This is a genomic window from Bacillus sp. FSL K6-0255 (genome assembly GCF_045040725.1).
Lineage (GTDB): Bacteria > Bacillota > Bacilli > Bacillales > Bacillaceae > Bacillus > Bacillus subtilis.
The window spans coordinates 1-17,111 of record NZ_CP150278.1 but is presented as its reverse complement, the minus strand read 5'-3'; the positions used below and the strand labels follow the sequence as shown (position 1 = coordinate 17,111).

At 45.1% G+C, this 17,111-nt stretch carries 9 protein-coding genes, 2 tRNA genes and 3 rRNA genes; 1 reads left to right on the top strand and 13 read right to left on the bottom strand.

Annotated elements, in window-relative coordinates:
* Nucleotides 1-139: 139 nt before the first annotated feature.
* The gene (gene guaB, locus MHB62_RS00070; RefSeq protein WP_003226803.1) at nucleotides 140-1,606 is read right to left on the bottom strand and encodes an IMP dehydrogenase; all 1,467 of its coding nucleotides are present in this window, start codon (nucleotides 1,604-1,606) and stop codon (nucleotides 140-142) included.
* A 120-nt stretch (nucleotides 1,607-1,726) separates the two neighbouring features.
* Here guaB and MHB62_RS00065 point away from each other — a divergent pair, with 120 nt between their 5' ends.
* Nucleotides 1,727-2,674 (top strand): YaaC family protein, encoded by a 948-nt coding sequence (locus MHB62_RS00065; protein ID WP_029317163.1) that lies wholly within the window; start codon nucleotides 1,727-1,729, stop codon nucleotides 2,672-2,674.
* A 39-nt stretch (nucleotides 2,675-2,713) separates the two neighbouring features.
* Here MHB62_RS00065 and rrf read toward each other — a convergent pair.
* The 12 genes from rrf to dnaA all read right to left on the bottom strand — a co-directional run bounded on the left by rrf (nucleotide 2,714) and on the right by dnaA (nucleotide 17,111).
* A 5S ribosomal RNA gene (gene rrf / locus MHB62_RS00060) occupies nucleotides 2,714-2,829 on the bottom strand.
* 55 nt (nucleotides 2,830-2,884) lie between these two features.
* Nucleotides 2,885-5,812: ribosomal RNA gene (locus MHB62_RS00055) — 23S ribosomal RNA — on the bottom strand.
* 80 nt (nucleotides 5,813-5,892) lie between these two features.
* A tRNA-Ala gene (locus tag MHB62_RS00050) sits at nucleotides 5,893-5,968 on the bottom strand.
* A gap of 11 nt (nucleotides 5,969-5,979) precedes the next feature.
* Nucleotides 5,980-6,056 (bottom strand) — tRNA-Ile (locus MHB62_RS00045).
* Between the two features lie 102 nt (nucleotides 6,057-6,158).
* Nucleotides 6,159-7,708, bottom strand: a 16S ribosomal RNA gene (locus MHB62_RS00040).
* Together the 16S, 23S and 5S rRNA genes with 2 tRNA genes alongside form the textbook arrangement of a ribosomal RNA operon.
* Before the next feature lie 352 nt (nucleotides 7,709-8,060).
* Complete coding sequence (gene gyrA / locus MHB62_RS00035; protein WP_003244540.1) at nucleotides 8,061-10,526, bottom strand: DNA topoisomerase (ATP-hydrolyzing) subunit A; 2,466 nt, start codon at nucleotides 10,524-10,526, stop codon at nucleotides 8,061-8,063.
* Between the two features lie 210 nt (nucleotides 10,527-10,736).
* On the bottom strand, nucleotides 10,737-12,653 hold the full coding sequence (gene gyrB / locus MHB62_RS00030) for a DNA topoisomerase (ATP-hydrolyzing) subunit B (protein WP_032722831.1): 1,917 nt from the start codon (nucleotides 12,651-12,653) through the stop codon (nucleotides 10,737-10,739).
* 54 nt (nucleotides 12,654-12,707) lie between these two features.
* Nucleotides 12,708-12,953: an extracellular matrix regulator RemB gene (gene remB / locus MHB62_RS00025; protein ID WP_003219266.1), complete on the bottom strand. Its 246-nt coding sequence runs from the start codon at nucleotides 12,951-12,953 to the stop codon at nucleotides 12,708-12,710.
* A 17-nt stretch (nucleotides 12,954-12,970) separates the two neighbouring features.
* Nucleotides 12,971-14,083 carry a DNA replication/repair protein RecF gene (gene recF / locus MHB62_RS00020; protein WP_003243515.1) on the bottom strand — a complete coding sequence of 371 codons (1,113 nt, stop codon included), beginning with the start codon at nucleotides 14,081-14,083 and terminating at the stop codon, nucleotides 12,971-12,973.
* 15 nt (nucleotides 14,084-14,098) lie between these two features.
* Entirely contained in the window at nucleotides 14,099-14,314 is a 216-nt protein-coding gene (gene rlbA, locus MHB62_RS00015; protein ID WP_003226810.1) for a ribosome maturation protein RlbA, read from the bottom strand.
* 130 nt (nucleotides 14,315-14,444) lie between these two features.
* On the bottom strand, nucleotides 14,445-15,581 hold the full coding sequence (gene dnaN, locus MHB62_RS00010; protein ID WP_003242509.1) for a DNA polymerase III subunit beta: 1,137 nt from the start codon (nucleotides 15,579-15,581) through the stop codon (nucleotides 14,445-14,447).
* A gap of 189 nt (nucleotides 15,582-15,770) precedes the next feature.
* Entirely contained in the window at nucleotides 15,771-17,111 is a 1,341-nt protein-coding gene (dnaA, locus tag MHB62_RS00005) for a chromosomal replication initiator protein DnaA (RefSeq protein ID WP_003242674.1), read from the bottom strand.

Below are 17,111 nucleotides of genomic sequence, written 5' to 3'. Positions count from 1 at the left end.
GTATTTCATTTTCTTCATCTATAATTAAGCCGTTAAGGACATTTTCAATGCACAACAGTATAAATTTTATCATAATCAGTATAAAAAAAATAGACAGAGTCAGAGACCCTGTCAAATGTTTTTAATTTGTAACAATTTATTATGAAATTGTATAGTTAGGTGATTCTTTTGTAATCTGTACGTCATGCGGATGGCTTTCGCGAAGTCCTGCGCCAGTCATGCGAATGAACTGAGCTTCTTCTCTTAGCGCACGCAGATCTTTGGACCCGCAATACCCCATACCAGAACGAAGGCCTCCGACTAGCTGATAAACGGTTTCTTCAACTGGCCCTTTGTAAGGTGTGCGTCCTTCAATTCCTTCAGGAACAAATTTTTTGTTTTCTTCTTGGAAGTAACGGTCTTTACTTCCTTTTTCCATTGCAGCAACTGATCCCATGCCGCGGTATACCTTAAATCTTCTGCCTTGGTAGATTTCAGTTTCACCAGGGCTTTCTGATGTGCCTGCAAGCAAGCTTCCGAGCATAACAGCATGTCCGCCGGCTGCCAATGCTTTAGTGATATCGCCAGAGAATTTAATCCCACCGTCGGCGATGATTGTTTTGCCGTGTTTTCTTGCTTCAGTCGCACAATCATAAATTGCTGTAATTTGCGGAACACCCACGCCGGCTACAACACGTGTAGTACAAATTGAACCAGGCCCTATTCCAACTTTGACAACGTCTGCTCCAGCTTCGATAAGCGCTCTTGTCGCTTCAGCTGTTGCCACGTTTCCAGCAATAATGTTTAATTCGGGATACGTTTCACGGATTTTTGTGACTGTGTTTAAAACGCCTTGAGAGTGTCCGTGAGCTGTATCGATAACAATCACATCAACATTGGCTTCAACAAGCTTTTTGACGCGAGTCATTGTATCGCCAGTTACACCAACTGCCGCGCCAACGATCAGGCGGCCGTGAATGTCTTTAGATGAGTTCGGGAACTCAATGACTTTTTCAATGTCTTTAATTGTGATAAGACCTTTTAATTTATTCTGGTCATCTACGAGAGGAAGCTTTTCAATTTTATGTTTCTGCAAAATCTTTTCAGCTTCATCCAGAGTAGTTCCTACAGATGCAGTAACTAGCTCTTCTTTCGTCATGACGTCGCTAATTTTCATTGAGTAGTCAGAAATAAAACGAAGGTCACGGTTTGTAATAATTCCAACAAGCTTCTGGTCTTCTTCGTTATTTACAATCGGAACACCGGAAATTCTGTATTTCCCCATCAAATGCTCCGCATCAAATACTTGGTGATCAGGAGTTAAAAAGAAGGGATTTGTGATAACGCCGCGCTCAGAACGCTTTACTTTATCAACTTGTTCAGCCTGCTGTTCAATGGACATATTTTTGTGAATGATGCCCAAGCCGCCCTGTCTTGCCATTGCAATTGCCATTGCTGATTCTGTTACAGTGTCCATACCTGCGCTGATGACAGGAATATTTAGCTTTAACGTTTTTGTAAGTTCTACAGATAAATCCACATCACGCGGAAGTACCTCAGACTTTGCTGGTACAAGCAGCACATCGTCGAACGTTAAGCCTTCTTTTGAAAATTTACTTTCCCACATTAGTAAATCCCCCTCTTTTCGGCAAAATATTATATGTAGATTATCAACTAGCCAAGAGCATGTCAAGGAAGCGGGAAAGAGTTGAAATATTTAGATAACGGAAAGGATTAAGAAATATACATGACATATCATGAGTGGAAAGACTTAGCGCTATTTTACTCCGTTGAATCAACCCAGAAATTTCTAGAAAAGGTTTATATCTTAAACGGTATTGACGATGCGAAAAAAAACTCTTTTAAAAACAGTGAACGGTTTATTTATTTCTTAAAGCATGCCGAATCGTTTTATAAACAAGCCGCATATTCTCCCTTAGAAATCAAACCGATTCTTTTATTTTATGGAATGGCACAGCTTATCAAAGCATGCTTAATTACACGTGATCCTCATTATCCAAGCCATACATCAGTACTGGCACATGGCGTAACAACAAGAAAACGAAAGAAACAAAATTATTGTTTTAGCGATGATGAAGTGAAAATACAACGAAATGGCCTATGCGTGCATTTTATGAAACATTTATTCGGACAATCGGATATAGTAGATGAACGGTATACCATGAAAAAATTATTAATGGCCATTCCAGAACTTAGCGATATTTTCTACTTTCAGCAGAAAGAACGATTTATGACAAAAGTTGAGAAGGATAAGAACGAAATTTTTGTACCGGAGGAAGTAGTAATCAATTACAAAATGTCTGATTCAAGGTTTGCTGAATACATGTCCCATCATTATCAATGGTCTTTTACAAAAAAAAATGAACACGGGCTGCTGTTCGAAATTTCACCACAAGACAAGGAGCCATGGACATCGACCAGCTTATTGTTTGACATGGAAAAGAACCAATATTATATCCCTTCTCAAAGGGAGCAATTTCTGAGGCTTCCCGAAATGACAATTCATTATTTGATTTTGTACAACGTTGGGATGATTGCAAGGTATGAAACAGAATGGTGGTATGAGTTATTAACACAGCATATAAGTGATGACTACGTGTTAATTCAGCAGTTTTTATTAGTATCAGAAAAGAAATTCCCTAAATACGCTTCACAGTTTCTTCTTCATTTTTAACAAACAAAAAACCCAGCTCAATGAGCTGGGTTTAAACTTGCTTGGCGGCGTCCTACTCTCACAGGGGGAAACCCCCGACTACCATCGGCGCTGAAGAGCTTAACTTCCGTGTTCGGTATGGGAACGGGTGTGACCTCTTCGCTATCGCCACCAAACAAATTGAGAGTGTTCTCTCAAAACTAGATAACAGATGTGACATCATTCAAAAATATGGTTAAGTCCTCGATCGATTAGTATCTGTCAGCTCCATGTGTCGCCACACTTCCACCTCAGACCTATCAACCTGATCATCTTTCAGGGATCTTACTTCCTTGCGGAATGGGAAATCTCATCTTGAGGGGGGCTTCATGCTTAGATGCTTTCAGCACTTATCCCGTCCGCACATAGCTACCCAGCGATGCCCTTGGCAGAACAACTGGTACACCAGCGGTGCGTCCATCCCGGTCCTCTCGTACTAAGGACAGCTCCTCTCAAATTTCCTGCGCCCGCGACGGATAGGGACCGAACTGTCTCACGACGTTCTGAACCCAGCTCGCGTACCGCTTTAATGGGCGAACAGCCCAACCCTTGGGACCGACTACAGCCCCAGGATGCGATGAGCCGACATCGAGGTGCCAAACCTCCCCGTCGATGTGGACTCTTGGGGGAGATAAGCCTGTTATCCCCGGGGTAGCTTTTATCCGTTGAGCGATGGCCCTTCCATGCGGAACCACCGGATCACTAAGCCCGACTTTCGTCCCTGCTCGACTTGTAGGTCTCGCAGTCAAGCTCCCTTGTGCCTTTACACTCTGCGAATGATTTCCAACCATTCTGAGGGAACCTTTGGGCGCCTCCGTTACCTTTTAGGAGGCGACCGCCCCAGTCAAACTGCCCACCTGACACTGTCTCCCCGCCCGATAAGGGCGGCGGGTTAGAAGGTCAATACAGCCAGGGTAGTATCCCACCGATGCCTCCACCGAAGCTGGCGCTCCGGTTTCCAAGGCTCCTACCTATCCTGTACAAGCTGTACCAACATTCAATATCAGGCTGCAGTAAAGCTCCACGGGGTCTTTCCGTCCTGTCGCGGGTAACCTGCATCTTCACAGGTACTATAATTTCACCGAGTCTCTCGTTGAGACAGTGCCCAGATCGTTGCGCCTTTCGTGCGGGTCGGAACTTACCCGACAAGGAATTTCGCTACCTTAGGACCGTTATAGTTACGGCCGCCGTTTACTGGGGCTTCAATTCGCACCTTCGCTTACGCTAAGCGCTCCTCTTAACCTTCCAGCACCGGGCAGGCGTCAGCCCCTATACTTCGCCTTACGGCTTCGCAGAGACCTGTGTTTTTGCTAAACAGTCGCCTGGGCCTATTCACTGCGGCTCTCTCGGGCTTGCACCCTAACAGAGCACCCCTTCTCCCGAAGTTACGGGGTCATTTTGCCGAGTTCCTTAACGAGAGTTCTCTCGATCACCTTAGGATTCTCTCCTCGCCTACCTGTGTCGGTTTGCGGTACGGGCACCTCTCACCTCGCTAGAGGCTTTTCTTGGCAGTGTGGAATCAGGAACTTCGCTACTATATTTCGCTCGCCATCACAGCTCAGCCTTATGGGAAACGGATTTGCCTATTTCCCAGCCTAACTGCTTGGACGCGGATATCCAATACCGCGCTTACCCTATCCTCCTGCGTCCCCCCATTGCTCAAATGGTGAGGAGGTGGTACAGGAATATCAACCTGTTGTCCATCGCCTACGCCTTTCGGCCTCGGCTTAGGTCCCGACTAACCCTGAGCGGACGAGCCTTCCTCAGGAAACCTTAGGCATTCGGTGGAGGGGATTCTCACCCCTCTTTCGCTACTCATACCGGCATTCTCACTTCTAAGCGCTCCACCAGTCCTTCCGGTCTGGCTTCACAGCCCTTAGAACGCTCTCCTACCACTGTTCGAAGAACAGTCCGCAGCTTCGGTGATACGTTTAGCCCCGGTACATTTTCGGCGCAGAGTCACTCGACCAGTGAGCTATTACGCACTCTTTAAATGGTGGCTGCTTCTAAGCCAACATCCTGGTTGTCTAAGCAACTCCACATCCTTTTCCACTTAACGTATACTTTGGGACCTTAGCTGGCGGTCTGGGCTGTTTCCCTTTCGACTACGGATCTTATCACTCGCAGTCTGACTCCCAAGGATAAGTCATTGGCATTCGGAGTTTGACTGAATTCGGTAACCCGGTAGGGGCCCCTAGTCCAATCAGTGCTCTACCTCCAAGACTCTTACCTTGAGGCTAGCCCTAAAGCTATTTCGGAGAGAACCAGCTATCTCCAGGTTCGATTGGCATTTCACCCCTACCCACACCTCATCCCCGCACTTTTCAACGTGCGTGGGTTCGGGCCTCCATTCAGTGTTACCTGAACTTCACCCTGGACATGGGTAGATCACCTGGTTTCGGGTCTACGACCACGTACTCATGCGCCCTATTCAGACTCGCTTTCGCTGCGGCTCCGCATCTTCTGCTTAACCTTGCACGGGATCGTAACTCGCCGGTTCATTCTACAAAAGGCACGCCATCACCCGTTAACGGGCTCTGACTACTTGTAGGCACACGGTTTCAGGATCTCTTTCACTCCCCTTCCGGGGTGCTTTTCACCTTTCCCTCACGGTACTGGTTCACTATCGGTCACTAGGGAGTATTTAGCCTTGGGAGATGGTCCTCCCGGATTCCGACGGAATTTCACGTGTTCCGCCGTACTCAGGATCCACTCAGGAGAGAACGAAGTTTTGACTACAGGGCTGTTACCTCCTATGGCGGGCCTTTCCAGACCTCTTCATCTACCTCGTTCTTTTGTAACTCCGTATAGAGTGTCCTACAACCCCAAGAGGCAAGCCTCTTGGTTTGGGCTAATCCCGTTTCGCTCGCCGCTACTCAGGGAATCGCATTTGCTTTCTCTTCCTCCGGGTACTTAGATGTTTCAGTTCCCCGGGTCTGCCTTCTCATATCCTATGAATTCAGATATGGATACCACTCCATTACGAGTGGTGGGTTTCCCCATTCGGAAATCTCCGGATCAAAGCTTGCTTACAGCTCCCCGAAGCATATCGGTGTTCGTCCCGTCCTTCATCGGCTCCTAGTGCCAAGGCATCCACCGTGCGCCCTTTCTAACTTAACCGTTAAAAAGAATCACTATGTGATATCTTGTATTACTATTGAATGTGATGTCTACTGTTATCTAGTTTTCAAAGAACACGTTGGTGGAGCCTAGCGGGATCGAACCGCTGACCTCCTGCGTGCAAAGCAGGCGCTCTCCCAGCTGAGCTAAGGCCCCGTTATATAAGATGGTGGGCCTGAGTGGACTCGAACCACCGACCTCACGCTTATCAGGCGTGCGCTCTAACCAGCTGAGCTACAGGCCCATCTTAACTTATTCAAGGAACAAAGTTCCTTCAAAACTAAACAAGACAGGGAACGTTCTGTTTATAAGACCCAAGGTCTTATATTCCGTATAATATCCTTAGAAAGGAGGTGATCCAGCCGCACCTTCCGATACGGCTACCTTGTTACGACTTCACCCCAATCATCTGTCCCACCTTCGGCGGCTGGCTCCTAAAAGGTTACCTCACCGACTTCGGGTGTTACAAACTCTCGTGGTGTGACGGGCGGTGTGTACAAGGCCCGGGAACGTATTCACCGCGGCATGCTGATCCGCGATTACTAGCGATTCCAGCTTCACGCAGTCGAGTTGCAGACTGCGATCCGAACTGAGAACAGATTTGTGGGATTGGCTTAACCTCGCGGTTTCGCTGCCCTTTGTTCTGTCCATTGTAGCACGTGTGTAGCCCAGGTCATAAGGGGCATGATGATTTGACGTCATCCCCACCTTCCTCCGGTTTGTCACCGGCAGTCACCTTAGAGTGCCCAACTGAATGCTGGCAACTAAGATCAAGGGTTGCGCTCGTTGCGGGACTTAACCCAACATCTCACGACACGAGCTGACGACAACCATGCACCACCTGTCACTCTGCCCCCGAAGGGGACGTCCTATCTCTAGGATTGTCAGAGGATGTCAAGACCTGGTAAGGTTCTTCGCGTTGCTTCGAATTAAACCACATGCTCCACCGCTTGTGCGGGCCCCCGTCAATTCCTTTGAGTTTCAGTCTTGCGACCGTACTCCCCAGGCGGAGTGCTTAATGCGTTAGCTGCAGCACTAAGGGGCGGAAACCCCCTAACACTTAGCACTCATCGTTTACGGCGTGGACTACCAGGGTATCTAATCCTGTTCGCTCCCCACGCTTTCGCTCCTCAGCGTCAGTTACAGACCAGAGAGTCGCCTTCGCCACTGGTGTTCCTCCACATCTCTACGCATTTCACCGCTACACGTGGAATTCCACTCTCCTCTTCTGCACTCAAGTTCCCCAGTTTCCAATGACCCTCCCCGGTTGAGCCGGGGGCTTTCACATCAGACTTAAGAAACCGCCTGCGAGCCCTTTACGCCCAATAATTCCGGACAACGCTTGCCACCTACGTATTACCGCGGCTGCTGGCACGTAGTTAGCCGTGGCTTTCTGGTTAGGTACCGTCAAGGTACCGCCCTATTCGAACGGTACTTGTTCTTCCCTAACAACAGAGCTTTACGATCCGAAAACCTTCATCACTCACGCGGCGTTGCTCCGTCAGACTTTCGTCCATTGCGGAAGATTCCCTACTGCTGCCTCCCGTAGGAGTCTGGGCCGTGTCTCAGTCCCAGTGTGGCCGATCACCCTCTCAGGTCGGCTACGCATCGTTGCCTTGGTGAGCCGTTACCTCACCAACTAGCTAATGCGCCGCGGGTCCATCTGTAAGTGGTAGCCGAAGCCACCTTTTATGTTTGAACCATGCGGTTCAAACAACCATCCGGTATTAGCCCCGGTTTCCCGGAGTTATCCCAGTCTTACAGGCAGGTTACCCACGTGTTACTCACCCGTCCGCCGCTAACATCAGGGAGCAAGCTCCCATCTGTCCGCTCGACTTGCATGTATTAGGCACGCCGCCAGCGTTCGTCCTGAGCCAGGATCAAACTCTCCGATAAATGGATCACAGGTTAAGTTCACCGCATCCTGCGGTGACACCTGTGTGACCTGCGTCGTGCAGGCCCTAGTTTGACTGACTACGCACATCGCTGTGCGATTTATAAAAATGAATTAACAGGTACGTTTTGTCTTGTTTAGTTTTCAAAGAACTTTGTGTGCTTCTCTCGAAGCGACTACTTAATAGTAACATTTTTAGTTATCTAGGTCAATACTTTTTTAAAAAAGTTTTTACTAGTCATAATGGTCATGCTTGTGTCTTTAAAAAGACAACAGAAATGATTATACCATAATTTTTATGACTGTAAAGGGTTATGACACAAAAAAGCGCAGCTATTTCAGCTGCGCTTTTTCTCACACTTCTTCTTGTTCTTCTTCATTCTCATCTTCTTCGTTTTTCTCTACTAAAGCTACTGTAGCAACATGCTCTTCTTCTGCCATTCTGATGAGACGCACACCTTGAGTGACACGTCCGGTGATGGAGATATCATTGATGTCCATTCTGATGAGTACGCCGCTAGCTGTAATAATCATTAGATCCTCTTCACCTTTAGTAGCTTTCACTGCTACTAGTTGGCCGTTGTTCTCGGTGATTTTCGCTGTTTTGAGTCCTTTTCCGCCCCGGCTTTGGGTTCTGTACTCTTCAGCCGGAGTTCGTTTTCCGTACCCTTTTTCAGTTACGATAAGGACGTGTGATTCTTCCTCTAAAATCTCCATGCCGACAACAACGTCGTCATCCGTCAGAGTGATGCCTTTTACGCCCGCCGCAGTTCTTCCCATCTCCCGGACATCTGTTTCAGGGAAACGGATCAGTAAACCGTTTTTCGTTCCAATGATGATTTGTTTTGTGCCGTCAGTCAGACGTACACCCATCAGTTCATCATCTTCACGAAGACTCAGAGCGATTAGACCATTGTTGCGGATATTAGCGAATTGAGATAGCGATGTTCGTTTTGAAACCCCATGCTTTGTAGTGAAGAAAAGGTAAAGCTCCGCATTGAATTCCGTGACTGGAATAATCGCGTTGATCCACTCACCCTTTTCTACCTCCAGCAGGTTAATAATCGGGATTCCTTTTGCCGTTCTGCCGTATTCAGGGATTTCATACCCTTTTGCACGATACACTTTCCCCTTGTTCGAGAAGAAGAGAATCGTGTCATGAGTTGACGTAGAGATCAAATGCTCAACGAAATCATCTTCGTTTGTTCCCATACCTTGTACACCTTTTCCGCCTCGTTTTTGACTGCGGTAAGTTGATGCAGGAAGACGTTTGACGTATCCGTTGTGCGTCAGAGTAACTACGATATTTTCTCTCTCAATGAGATCTTCATCTTCAATTGTCTCTAGTCCAGAAGTGACGATCTCAGTACGTCTTTCATCGTTAAAACGCTCTTTGATTTCCGTGAGTTCTTCACGAATGATCTCAAGCACTTTATATTCATTTGCCAAGATGTCTTTTAGCTCTGCAATTAATTTAACAAGAGATTGGTATTCTTCTTCGATCTTTTCACGTTCCAGTCCCGTTAAACGCTGGAGCCTCATGTCAAGGATCGCTTGTGCTTGCTTCTCTGTCAGTGAGAATTGTTCAATTAAACCTGTTCTCGCAATTTCAGCCGTTTGAGAATTACGGATAAGGGAGATAACTGCATCGAGATGATCCAGTGCAACTCTCAATCCTTCCAGGATATGAGCTCTCGCTTCCGCTTTACGCAATTCATAAGCAGTACGGCGTCTAATGACAACTTTTTGATGGTCGAGGTAATGCTCCAGGCATTGCTTAAGAGTTAAAACTTTCGGCTGGCCATCAACAAGTGCAAGCAGGTTGATGCCAAAAGATGTTTGTAGAGCAGTTTGTTTGTACAGATTGTTTAAGATGACATTTGCATTGGCGTCGCGTCTGATTTCAATGACAATTCTCATACCTGTACGATCTGACTCATCACGCAGATCTGTGATACCCTCTATCTTTTTGTCCCTTACGAGATCTGCAATTTTCTCAATTAATTTCGCCTTATTTACTTGGTAAGGTAACTCTGTAACGATAATTCTTTCTTTACCCGAAGATGTTTGTTCGATCTCAGCTTTTGCCCGGATCGTGATAGAGCCTCGGCCTGATTCGTATGCTTTCCGGATACCGCTGCGTCCCAAGATTTGACCCGCGGTCGGGAAATCAGGCCCTGGAATGACTTCCATAAGCTCTGGAATTGTAATGTCCGGATTCTCACTGACAGCAAGTACACCGTCAATGATTTCTCCCAGCTGGTGCGGAGGAATGTTTGTTGCCATACCTACCGCAATGCCGGCAGCACCGTTCACGAGCAGATTCGGGAACCTTGAAGGCATAACGACAGGTTCTCTTTCTGACCCGTCATAGTTATCCTGGTAATCGATTGTGTCTTTTGTGATGTCACGAAGAATCTCCATTGAGATTTTAGACATTCTTGCTTCTGTATAACGCATGGCCGCCGCTGAGTCTCCGTCAACAGAACCGAAGTTTCCGTGACCGTCAACGAGCATATAACGGTAGTTGAAATCCTGAGCCATTCTGACCATGGATTCATATACCGCTGAATCACCGTGCGGGTGGTATTTCCCGATAACTTCTCCAACGATACGCGCGGATTTTTTATAAGGCTTGTCACTTGTCATGCCTAAATCATTCATTGCATACAAAATCCGTCTATGAACCGGTTTTAAACCGTCTCGAACATCTGGAAGAGCACGGGACACGATAACGCTCATTGCATAATCCAAGAAGGACGTACGCATTTCCTGACTGATATTTATTTCACGAACTTGTGGTGTGTTTTGTTCACTCATTAAAAAACCTCCCTGAAGTATCACATGAAATATGTGGGAGTAGATTGTCCATTATGACCTTCAATACGATTTCACTATTCTCCATTATATCAATAAACTTATGATTATACACATTAAATTGCTAGAATATATAGGTACTGCAAGCATTGCTGCATCTGATCTTGTTCAGAAAAAAGCCTTATTTCTTATTGGAAATAAGGCTTTTTATGATTAGATGTCAAGATTTTTAACGTATCTCGCATTCGCTTCTATGAAGTTTCGGCGCGGTTCTACCTTGTCGCCCATAAGCATTTCAAAAGTCTCGTCCGCATCCATTGCATCTTCAAGAGTTACCTGAAGAAGTGTTCTGGAACTAGGATCCATGGTTGTCTCCCATAGCTGGGTGGCATTCATTTCACCAAGACCTTTGTAACGCTGCAGTCCAGGCTTAGGCGTTTGAGGAAGAGTTTTTAACAGCTCTTCAAGCTCCTTGTCATTGTACGCATATTCAACGCGTTTCCCCTGTTGAACCTTGTAGAGCGGCGGCTGCGCAATGTACACGTAGCCATTTTCGATAATTTGGCGCATATATCTGTAAAAGAACGTTAACAGCAGTGTTCTGATGTGCGCGCCGTCAACATCGGCATCTGTCATAATGACAACTTTGTGGTAACGGGCTTTCTCAAGGTTGAAGTCTTCCCCAATGCCTGTGCCGAGCGCTGTGATCATAGAGCGAACTTCGTTGTTAGAAAGAATTTTATCCAGTCTGGCCTTTTCAACGTTTAGGATTTTACCTCTAAGCGGCAAAATGGCTTGGAAATGTCTGTCGCGTCCTTGTTTAGCAGATCCTCCGGCAGAGTCACCCTCTACGATATATAACTCGGAGATGCTCGGATCTTTTGAAGAGCAGTCCGCTAACTTACCGGGCAGGTTTGAAATTTCCAAAGCACTCTTACGACGTGTTAGTTCACGGGCTTTTTTCGCAGCCATTCTTGCTCTTGCCGCCATTAAGCCTTTATCGACAATTTTTTTGGCTGCATCTGGATTTTCCAGCATAAATGTTTCCATCGCCGTAGAAAATAACGTATCGGTGATCGTCCGTGCTTCTGAGTTGCCCAGCTTTGTTTTCGTTTGGCCCTCAAACTGCGGATCAGGGTGTTTGATTGAAATAATCGCTGTCAGCCCTTCCCTTACGTCATCTCCGCTTAGGTTTGGATCATTTTCTTTAATAAGCCCTTTTTTTCTGGCGTAATCGTTGATAACACGAGTCAGGCCCGTTTTGAAGCCAGCTTCATGGGTACCGCCTTCGTACGTGTTAATGTTGTTTGTAAACGAGTAAATGTTGCTTGTGTAGCTGTCATTGTATTGCAAAGCCACTTCAACCGTAATGCCGTCCTTTTCGCCTTCAATGTAAATCGGCTCTTCATGGACAACCTCTTTAGAGCGGTTTAAATACTCTACATAACTTTTAATTCCGCCTTCGTAATGGTATTCATTTTTGCGCTCTTGTCCTTCACGTTTATCTTCAATCGTGATGTTTACACCCTTTGTTAAAAAGGCTAATTCACGCACGCGGTTAGCAAGCAGATCGTAATCATACTCGGTTGTTTCTGAGAAAATTTCAGGGTCCGGGACAAAATGTGTCGTCGTTCCTGTATGATCCGTTTCGCCAATGATTTCAAGGTCTGTAACCGGAACTCCGCGTTTATAGGTTTGGCGGTGAATTTTACCGTCACGGTGAACCGTCACATCAAGCTCTGTTGATAGTGCGTTTACGACAGACGCACCTACACCGTGTAATCCTCCGGATACTTTATAGCCGCTTCCGTCAAATTTTCCTCCGGCATGAAGCACCGTCATAATGACTTCTACCGCAGGACGGCCCATTTTTTCATGAATACCGACTGGAATACCGCGGCCATTATCTATAACCGTGATACTGTTGTCTTTTTCGATTTGGATATTGATATCCGTACAATAACCGGCGAGGGCTTCGTCAATACTATTGTCGACAATTTCCCATACCAGGTGGTGAAGGCCTTTGCTGTTTGTCGAACCGATATACATCCCCGGTCTTTTACGAACAGCTTCCAATCCTTCTAGTACCTGTATCTGATTTTCATCATAACTGTTTTGCTGCTGTTCCATAGCCACGTCATTCACCTACACTTTTCTAAACGATATATTCGTGATAAAAAATTTCTAAGAATCTATTTCAAACATAAATTGCGCACGTTTTTTTAATGTGCTGGAAGATAAGGGAGAGTAATATATATTCTGAACCGTGACTACGATAGATTTGGGCGTGCCGTTTACGGAAGGCACCACCTTGTGTTTCTGTTTTTTCAGAAATTCTTCAACAATAGGCGACATGTTGGCTTTAAAGTCAAAAATGCCGACAATATCTCGTGTTGAAACCACAAAGTCATCACCTAAATGAATATACAATTGCTCACCTCATTTCTTCACTTCACTAACGCACCATTTTGCACACGGAACATTCCTGCTTGACGTAAGGTTTCGTGATCAATGCCATCAACGCTTGTCGTTGTGACAAACGTTTGTACACGGCCTTGGATCGTATGAAGCAAGTGTGACTGGCGATAATCATCCAGTTCACTCAGTACATCATCCAATAGTAAAATGGGATATTCTCCGATTTCTTCATGGATCAGGTCAATCTCCGCCAGCTTAAGGGACAACGCCGTCGTTCGCTGCTGTCCTTGAGAACCATACGTCTGCACATCGCGTCCGTTCACATAGAAAAGAACATCGTCACGATGAGGCCCTGACAGCGTCACACCACGCTCAATTTCTTTTTCTCTTAATTTAGAAAACGCTTCTTGATAGCTATCTCCTATTTTCGACAAATCTAGGGGATCTGATACATCAAGAGCTGTATGGTATTTCAGGGTCAGTTCTTCAAGCCCTCTTGAGATGCCTGCATGGATGGGCTGCGCCCATTTCTCGAGCTGTGCTGTAAACTGCAGGCGTTTTACGACGACTTTTGCTGCAACTTCTACAAGCTGATCGGTCAGAACATCGAGCATCGTCCGGTCAGTTTGTTTTCTTGTTTGCAGCTGTTTCAAAAAATGATTCCGCTGGGAAAGGATTTTCTGGTAAAGAGAAAGATCGTGAAGGTAGACGGGAGAAACCTGTCCGATTTCCATGTCAAGAAACCGCCTTCTCACTTGAGGGCTTCCCTTTACAAGATTTAAATCTTCCGGCGCGAACATAATGGTGTTGAGGGCCCCGACATACTGGCTGAGCTTTTGCTGTTCAATATGATTGACCTTGCCCTTTTTACCCTTTTTGGAGATAACGAGCTGCATCGGGATCGCCCCGTTTTGCTTCATCACTCTTCCCTCTATTTTAGCATAGTCTTTGTCCCACCGTATAAGTTCTTTGTCATTTGATGTCCGGTGCGATTTCGCCATGGACAAGACATAGATCGCCTCCATGAGGTTTGTCTTCCCCTGGGCGTTTTCTCCGATGATCACATTTACTTTATTTTCAAATTGAAGTTCAGCATGGTCGTAGTTGCGGTAAGATGTCAGTTCTAAGTTCTGGATATACAATCAGTGTCACCCGCTTTAATTGACGACTTGAAATGAACCAAATCCTTCAATCTCTACCACATCTCCAACATACAGCTTTCTGCCCCGGCGGTTGTCCGGCTCATCGTTCACAAGCACTTCATGCTCGCTTAAAAACCACTTCGCCATACCGCCAGACTGAATCACATCGGCTAATTTTAAGAATTGTCCGAGTGTAATCATCTCTGTATCAATTGAAATCGGATTTGCCATTATATCGACCTCTTTCAAATATCACTAATATCTAATTGTACTAAAAAAAAACGAATTAGGGAAAGGGAAAACTTGTCGGAGCAGATACCGAATAGAAAAGCTGCCGACAGGTCGGCAGCAGTGTATCGGATTAATAGGTTCTGACAGGAAGGATAAGCTGTACAATCGTTTCATCATTCGGCGTGCGAATTAAGAAAGGTCTCATTGCGCCTGTAAAGCTTACGCGTATTTCTGCTCCTTCAAGCACCTTTAGTGCATCCAGCATATATTTTGGACTAAAAGAGATATTTAATTCCTCACCTTCAATTTGATCCGCAACAATTGCTTCCACAACTTTACCGATTTCCGGCGAGTTGGAGGAAATTTCAATGGATTCAGCCGGTTTTGCGGACAGTTTTACAACGTTGTTGCGTCCCTCTCTAGCTAAAAGAGATGCACGATCAATGGCCTGAAGGAATTCTTTTGTGTTCACAATGATTTCTGTTTTGCTGTCTTGCGGAATCAGGCTGGTTGTGTCTGGATAATTCCCGTCCAGAAGCCGTGAGAAGAATAAGACGTTTTTCGCTTTAAACAGAACTTGGGTTTCTGTGATGACGATATCTACAAGTTCCTGGTTGTCATCTAAAATCTTGCTGAGTTCAGTTAAACTTTTTCCCGGAATCACGACGTTATAAGATCTGTCTTCTGGAATATCAAGTTTTGCCTTTCTTAATGCAAGACGGTGGCTATCCGTTGCAGTGCATAATAATTCACTTTGCTCCACTTTCCAGTTTACACCTGTCAAGATAGGGCGTGTTTCTGAGGTGGACACTGCAAATACTGTTTGTCTGATTAGATTTTTTAACAAATCAGTTGGGATCTGAATCGCATGATGCTCTTCAATCTGCGGCAAGTGCGGATACTCATCAGCATCCAGTCCGTTTAGATTAAATTCAGCTTTACCAGAACGGATAATCGTCAAATACTGATTTTGGACTTCGATTTCTACAGTTGCCATCGGCAATTTTTTTACAATTTCACTAAAAAAGCGAGCCTGTAAAACGATGCTTCCGGGCTGTTCAATAGTGACGATTTCTTTATCTCCTTCTTCTTTTGGAATGAAGGATTCAATAGAAATATCTGAGTCACTCCCTGTAAAGGATACTCCATCATCTGATGCAACAATTTTAATACCAGTCAGAATGGGAATCGTGGTTCTGGATGAAACTGCTTTTAATACATCTTGGACACTTTCAACAAGACGATCTTTTTGAATCGTGAATTTCATTTTTATCCTCCTAACGGATAATGTATTAATATATATATTTATAAAAAATAGTAGAAGTAATAGTAGGGCCTGTGGATTTGTGGATAAGTTGTGAAAAAGACAGGAAACACAGCCTATCCACATGTGGACAGACTGTGTATGACTTCCGAAAAGTTATTCACACTTTCCCCCGATTGATCCCTGGTCCTGCTATTTAAGCTGTTCTTTAATTTCTTTTACATGCTGCTGAAGCTGTTCATCATCTGCCAGCAGTTTCGAAATTTTTTCATGCGCATGAATAACGGTCGTATGATCACGTCCTCCAAACTCTTCACCGATTTTAGGAAGAGAGGAATCAGTCATTTCCCTTGATAAGTACATGGCGATTTGACGCGGAAAAGCTACTGACTTTGTCCGTTTTTTTGCTTTGAAATCCTCGAGTTTAATATTAAATTGCTGGCCTACTACCCTCTGAATTTCCTTTATCGTAATGACTTTCGGTTTTGAGGAAGGAATAATATCTTTCAACGCCTCAGCGGCCAGATCAGCATTAATATCTTTATTAATTAAAGATGAATAAGCGACAACTCTGATTAATGCTCCTTCGAGTTCCCGAATATTGCTGTCGATTTGATTCGCGATGTAAAGCATAACCTCGTTCGGAATATCGAGGCCTTCTGCTTTGGCTTTTTTTCTTAAAATTGCAATTCTCGTTTCTAGATCAGGCGGTGTGATATCTGTAATAAGTCCCCATTCAAAACGTGAGCGCAATCTGTCCTCAAGTGTCGGAATTTCCTTTGGCGGCCGGTCACTTGAAATGACGATTTGTTTGCTTTCTTCGTGCAATGTGTTAAATGTATGGAAAAATTCTTCCTGGGTTTGTTCTTTCCCCGCTAAAAATTGAATATCATCTATCAAAAGCACATCAACATTTCGATAGCGATTGCGGAAGTCGACGGCTTTATTATCTCGGATAGAGTTGATGAATTCGTTTGTAAATTTCTCAGAAGACAGATAAACCACTTTGGCAGAAGGATTATGATCTATTACATAATGGCCGATCGCATGCATTAAGTGCGTTTTCCCTAAGCCGACGCCCCCATATATAAATAAAGGGTTGTAAGCTTTCGCGGGTGCTTCCGCTACTGCGAGGGAAGCTGCGTGTGCAAATCGGTTTCCAGATCCGATGACAAAAGTATCAAAAGTATATTTTGGATTGAGCATATTTTGAGGAAAATCAGATGTATCTTCTTTGACCGCTTTTTTGACTTGCGGTTTCGGCATAAAGTCCTCAACATCTTGATTTTGAGGAATGACAAACTTAATGCTCAATTCTTCCCCGGTTAATTCATATATAGTATCTGCAATCAGATGCAAGTATCTGGACTCCAGCCAGTCTCTGGCAAATTCATTGGGAGCCGTGATTGTTAATGTATCGCCTTGCAGTGAGTGGGCTTTGGTTGACTTCATCCAAGTCTCAAAACTCGGTTTGCTCAACTTTTTTTCGATTTGAGCAAGGGCTTGGTTCCACAGGTCTAATATATTTTCCAT

Coding starts and splice junctions, on each gene's coding strand:
- guaB (WP_003226803.1), bottom strand. CDS start 1,606: ATGTGGGAAAGTAAATTTTCAAAAGAAGGCTTAACGTTCGACGATGTG.
- MHB62_RS00065 (WP_029317163.1), top strand. CDS start 1,727: ATGACATATCATGAGTGGAAAGACTTAGCGCTATTTTACTCCGTTGAA.
- gyrA (WP_003244540.1), bottom strand. CDS start 10,526: ATGAGTGAACAAAACACACCACAAGTTCGTGAAATAAATATCAGTCAG.
- gyrB (WP_032722831.1), bottom strand. CDS start 12,653: ATGGAACAGCAGCAAAACAGTTATGATGAAAATCAGATACAGGTACTA.
- rlbA (WP_003226810.1), bottom strand. CDS start 14,314: ATGGCAAATCCGATTTCAATTGATACAGAGATGATTACACTCGGACAA.
- dnaN (WP_003242509.1), bottom strand. CDS start 15,581: ATGAAATTCACGATTCAAAAAGATCGTCTTGTTGAAAGTGTCCAAGAT.
- dnaA (WP_003242674.1), bottom strand. CDS start 17,111: ATGGAAAATATATTAGACCTGTGGAACCAAGCCCTTGCTCAAATCGAA.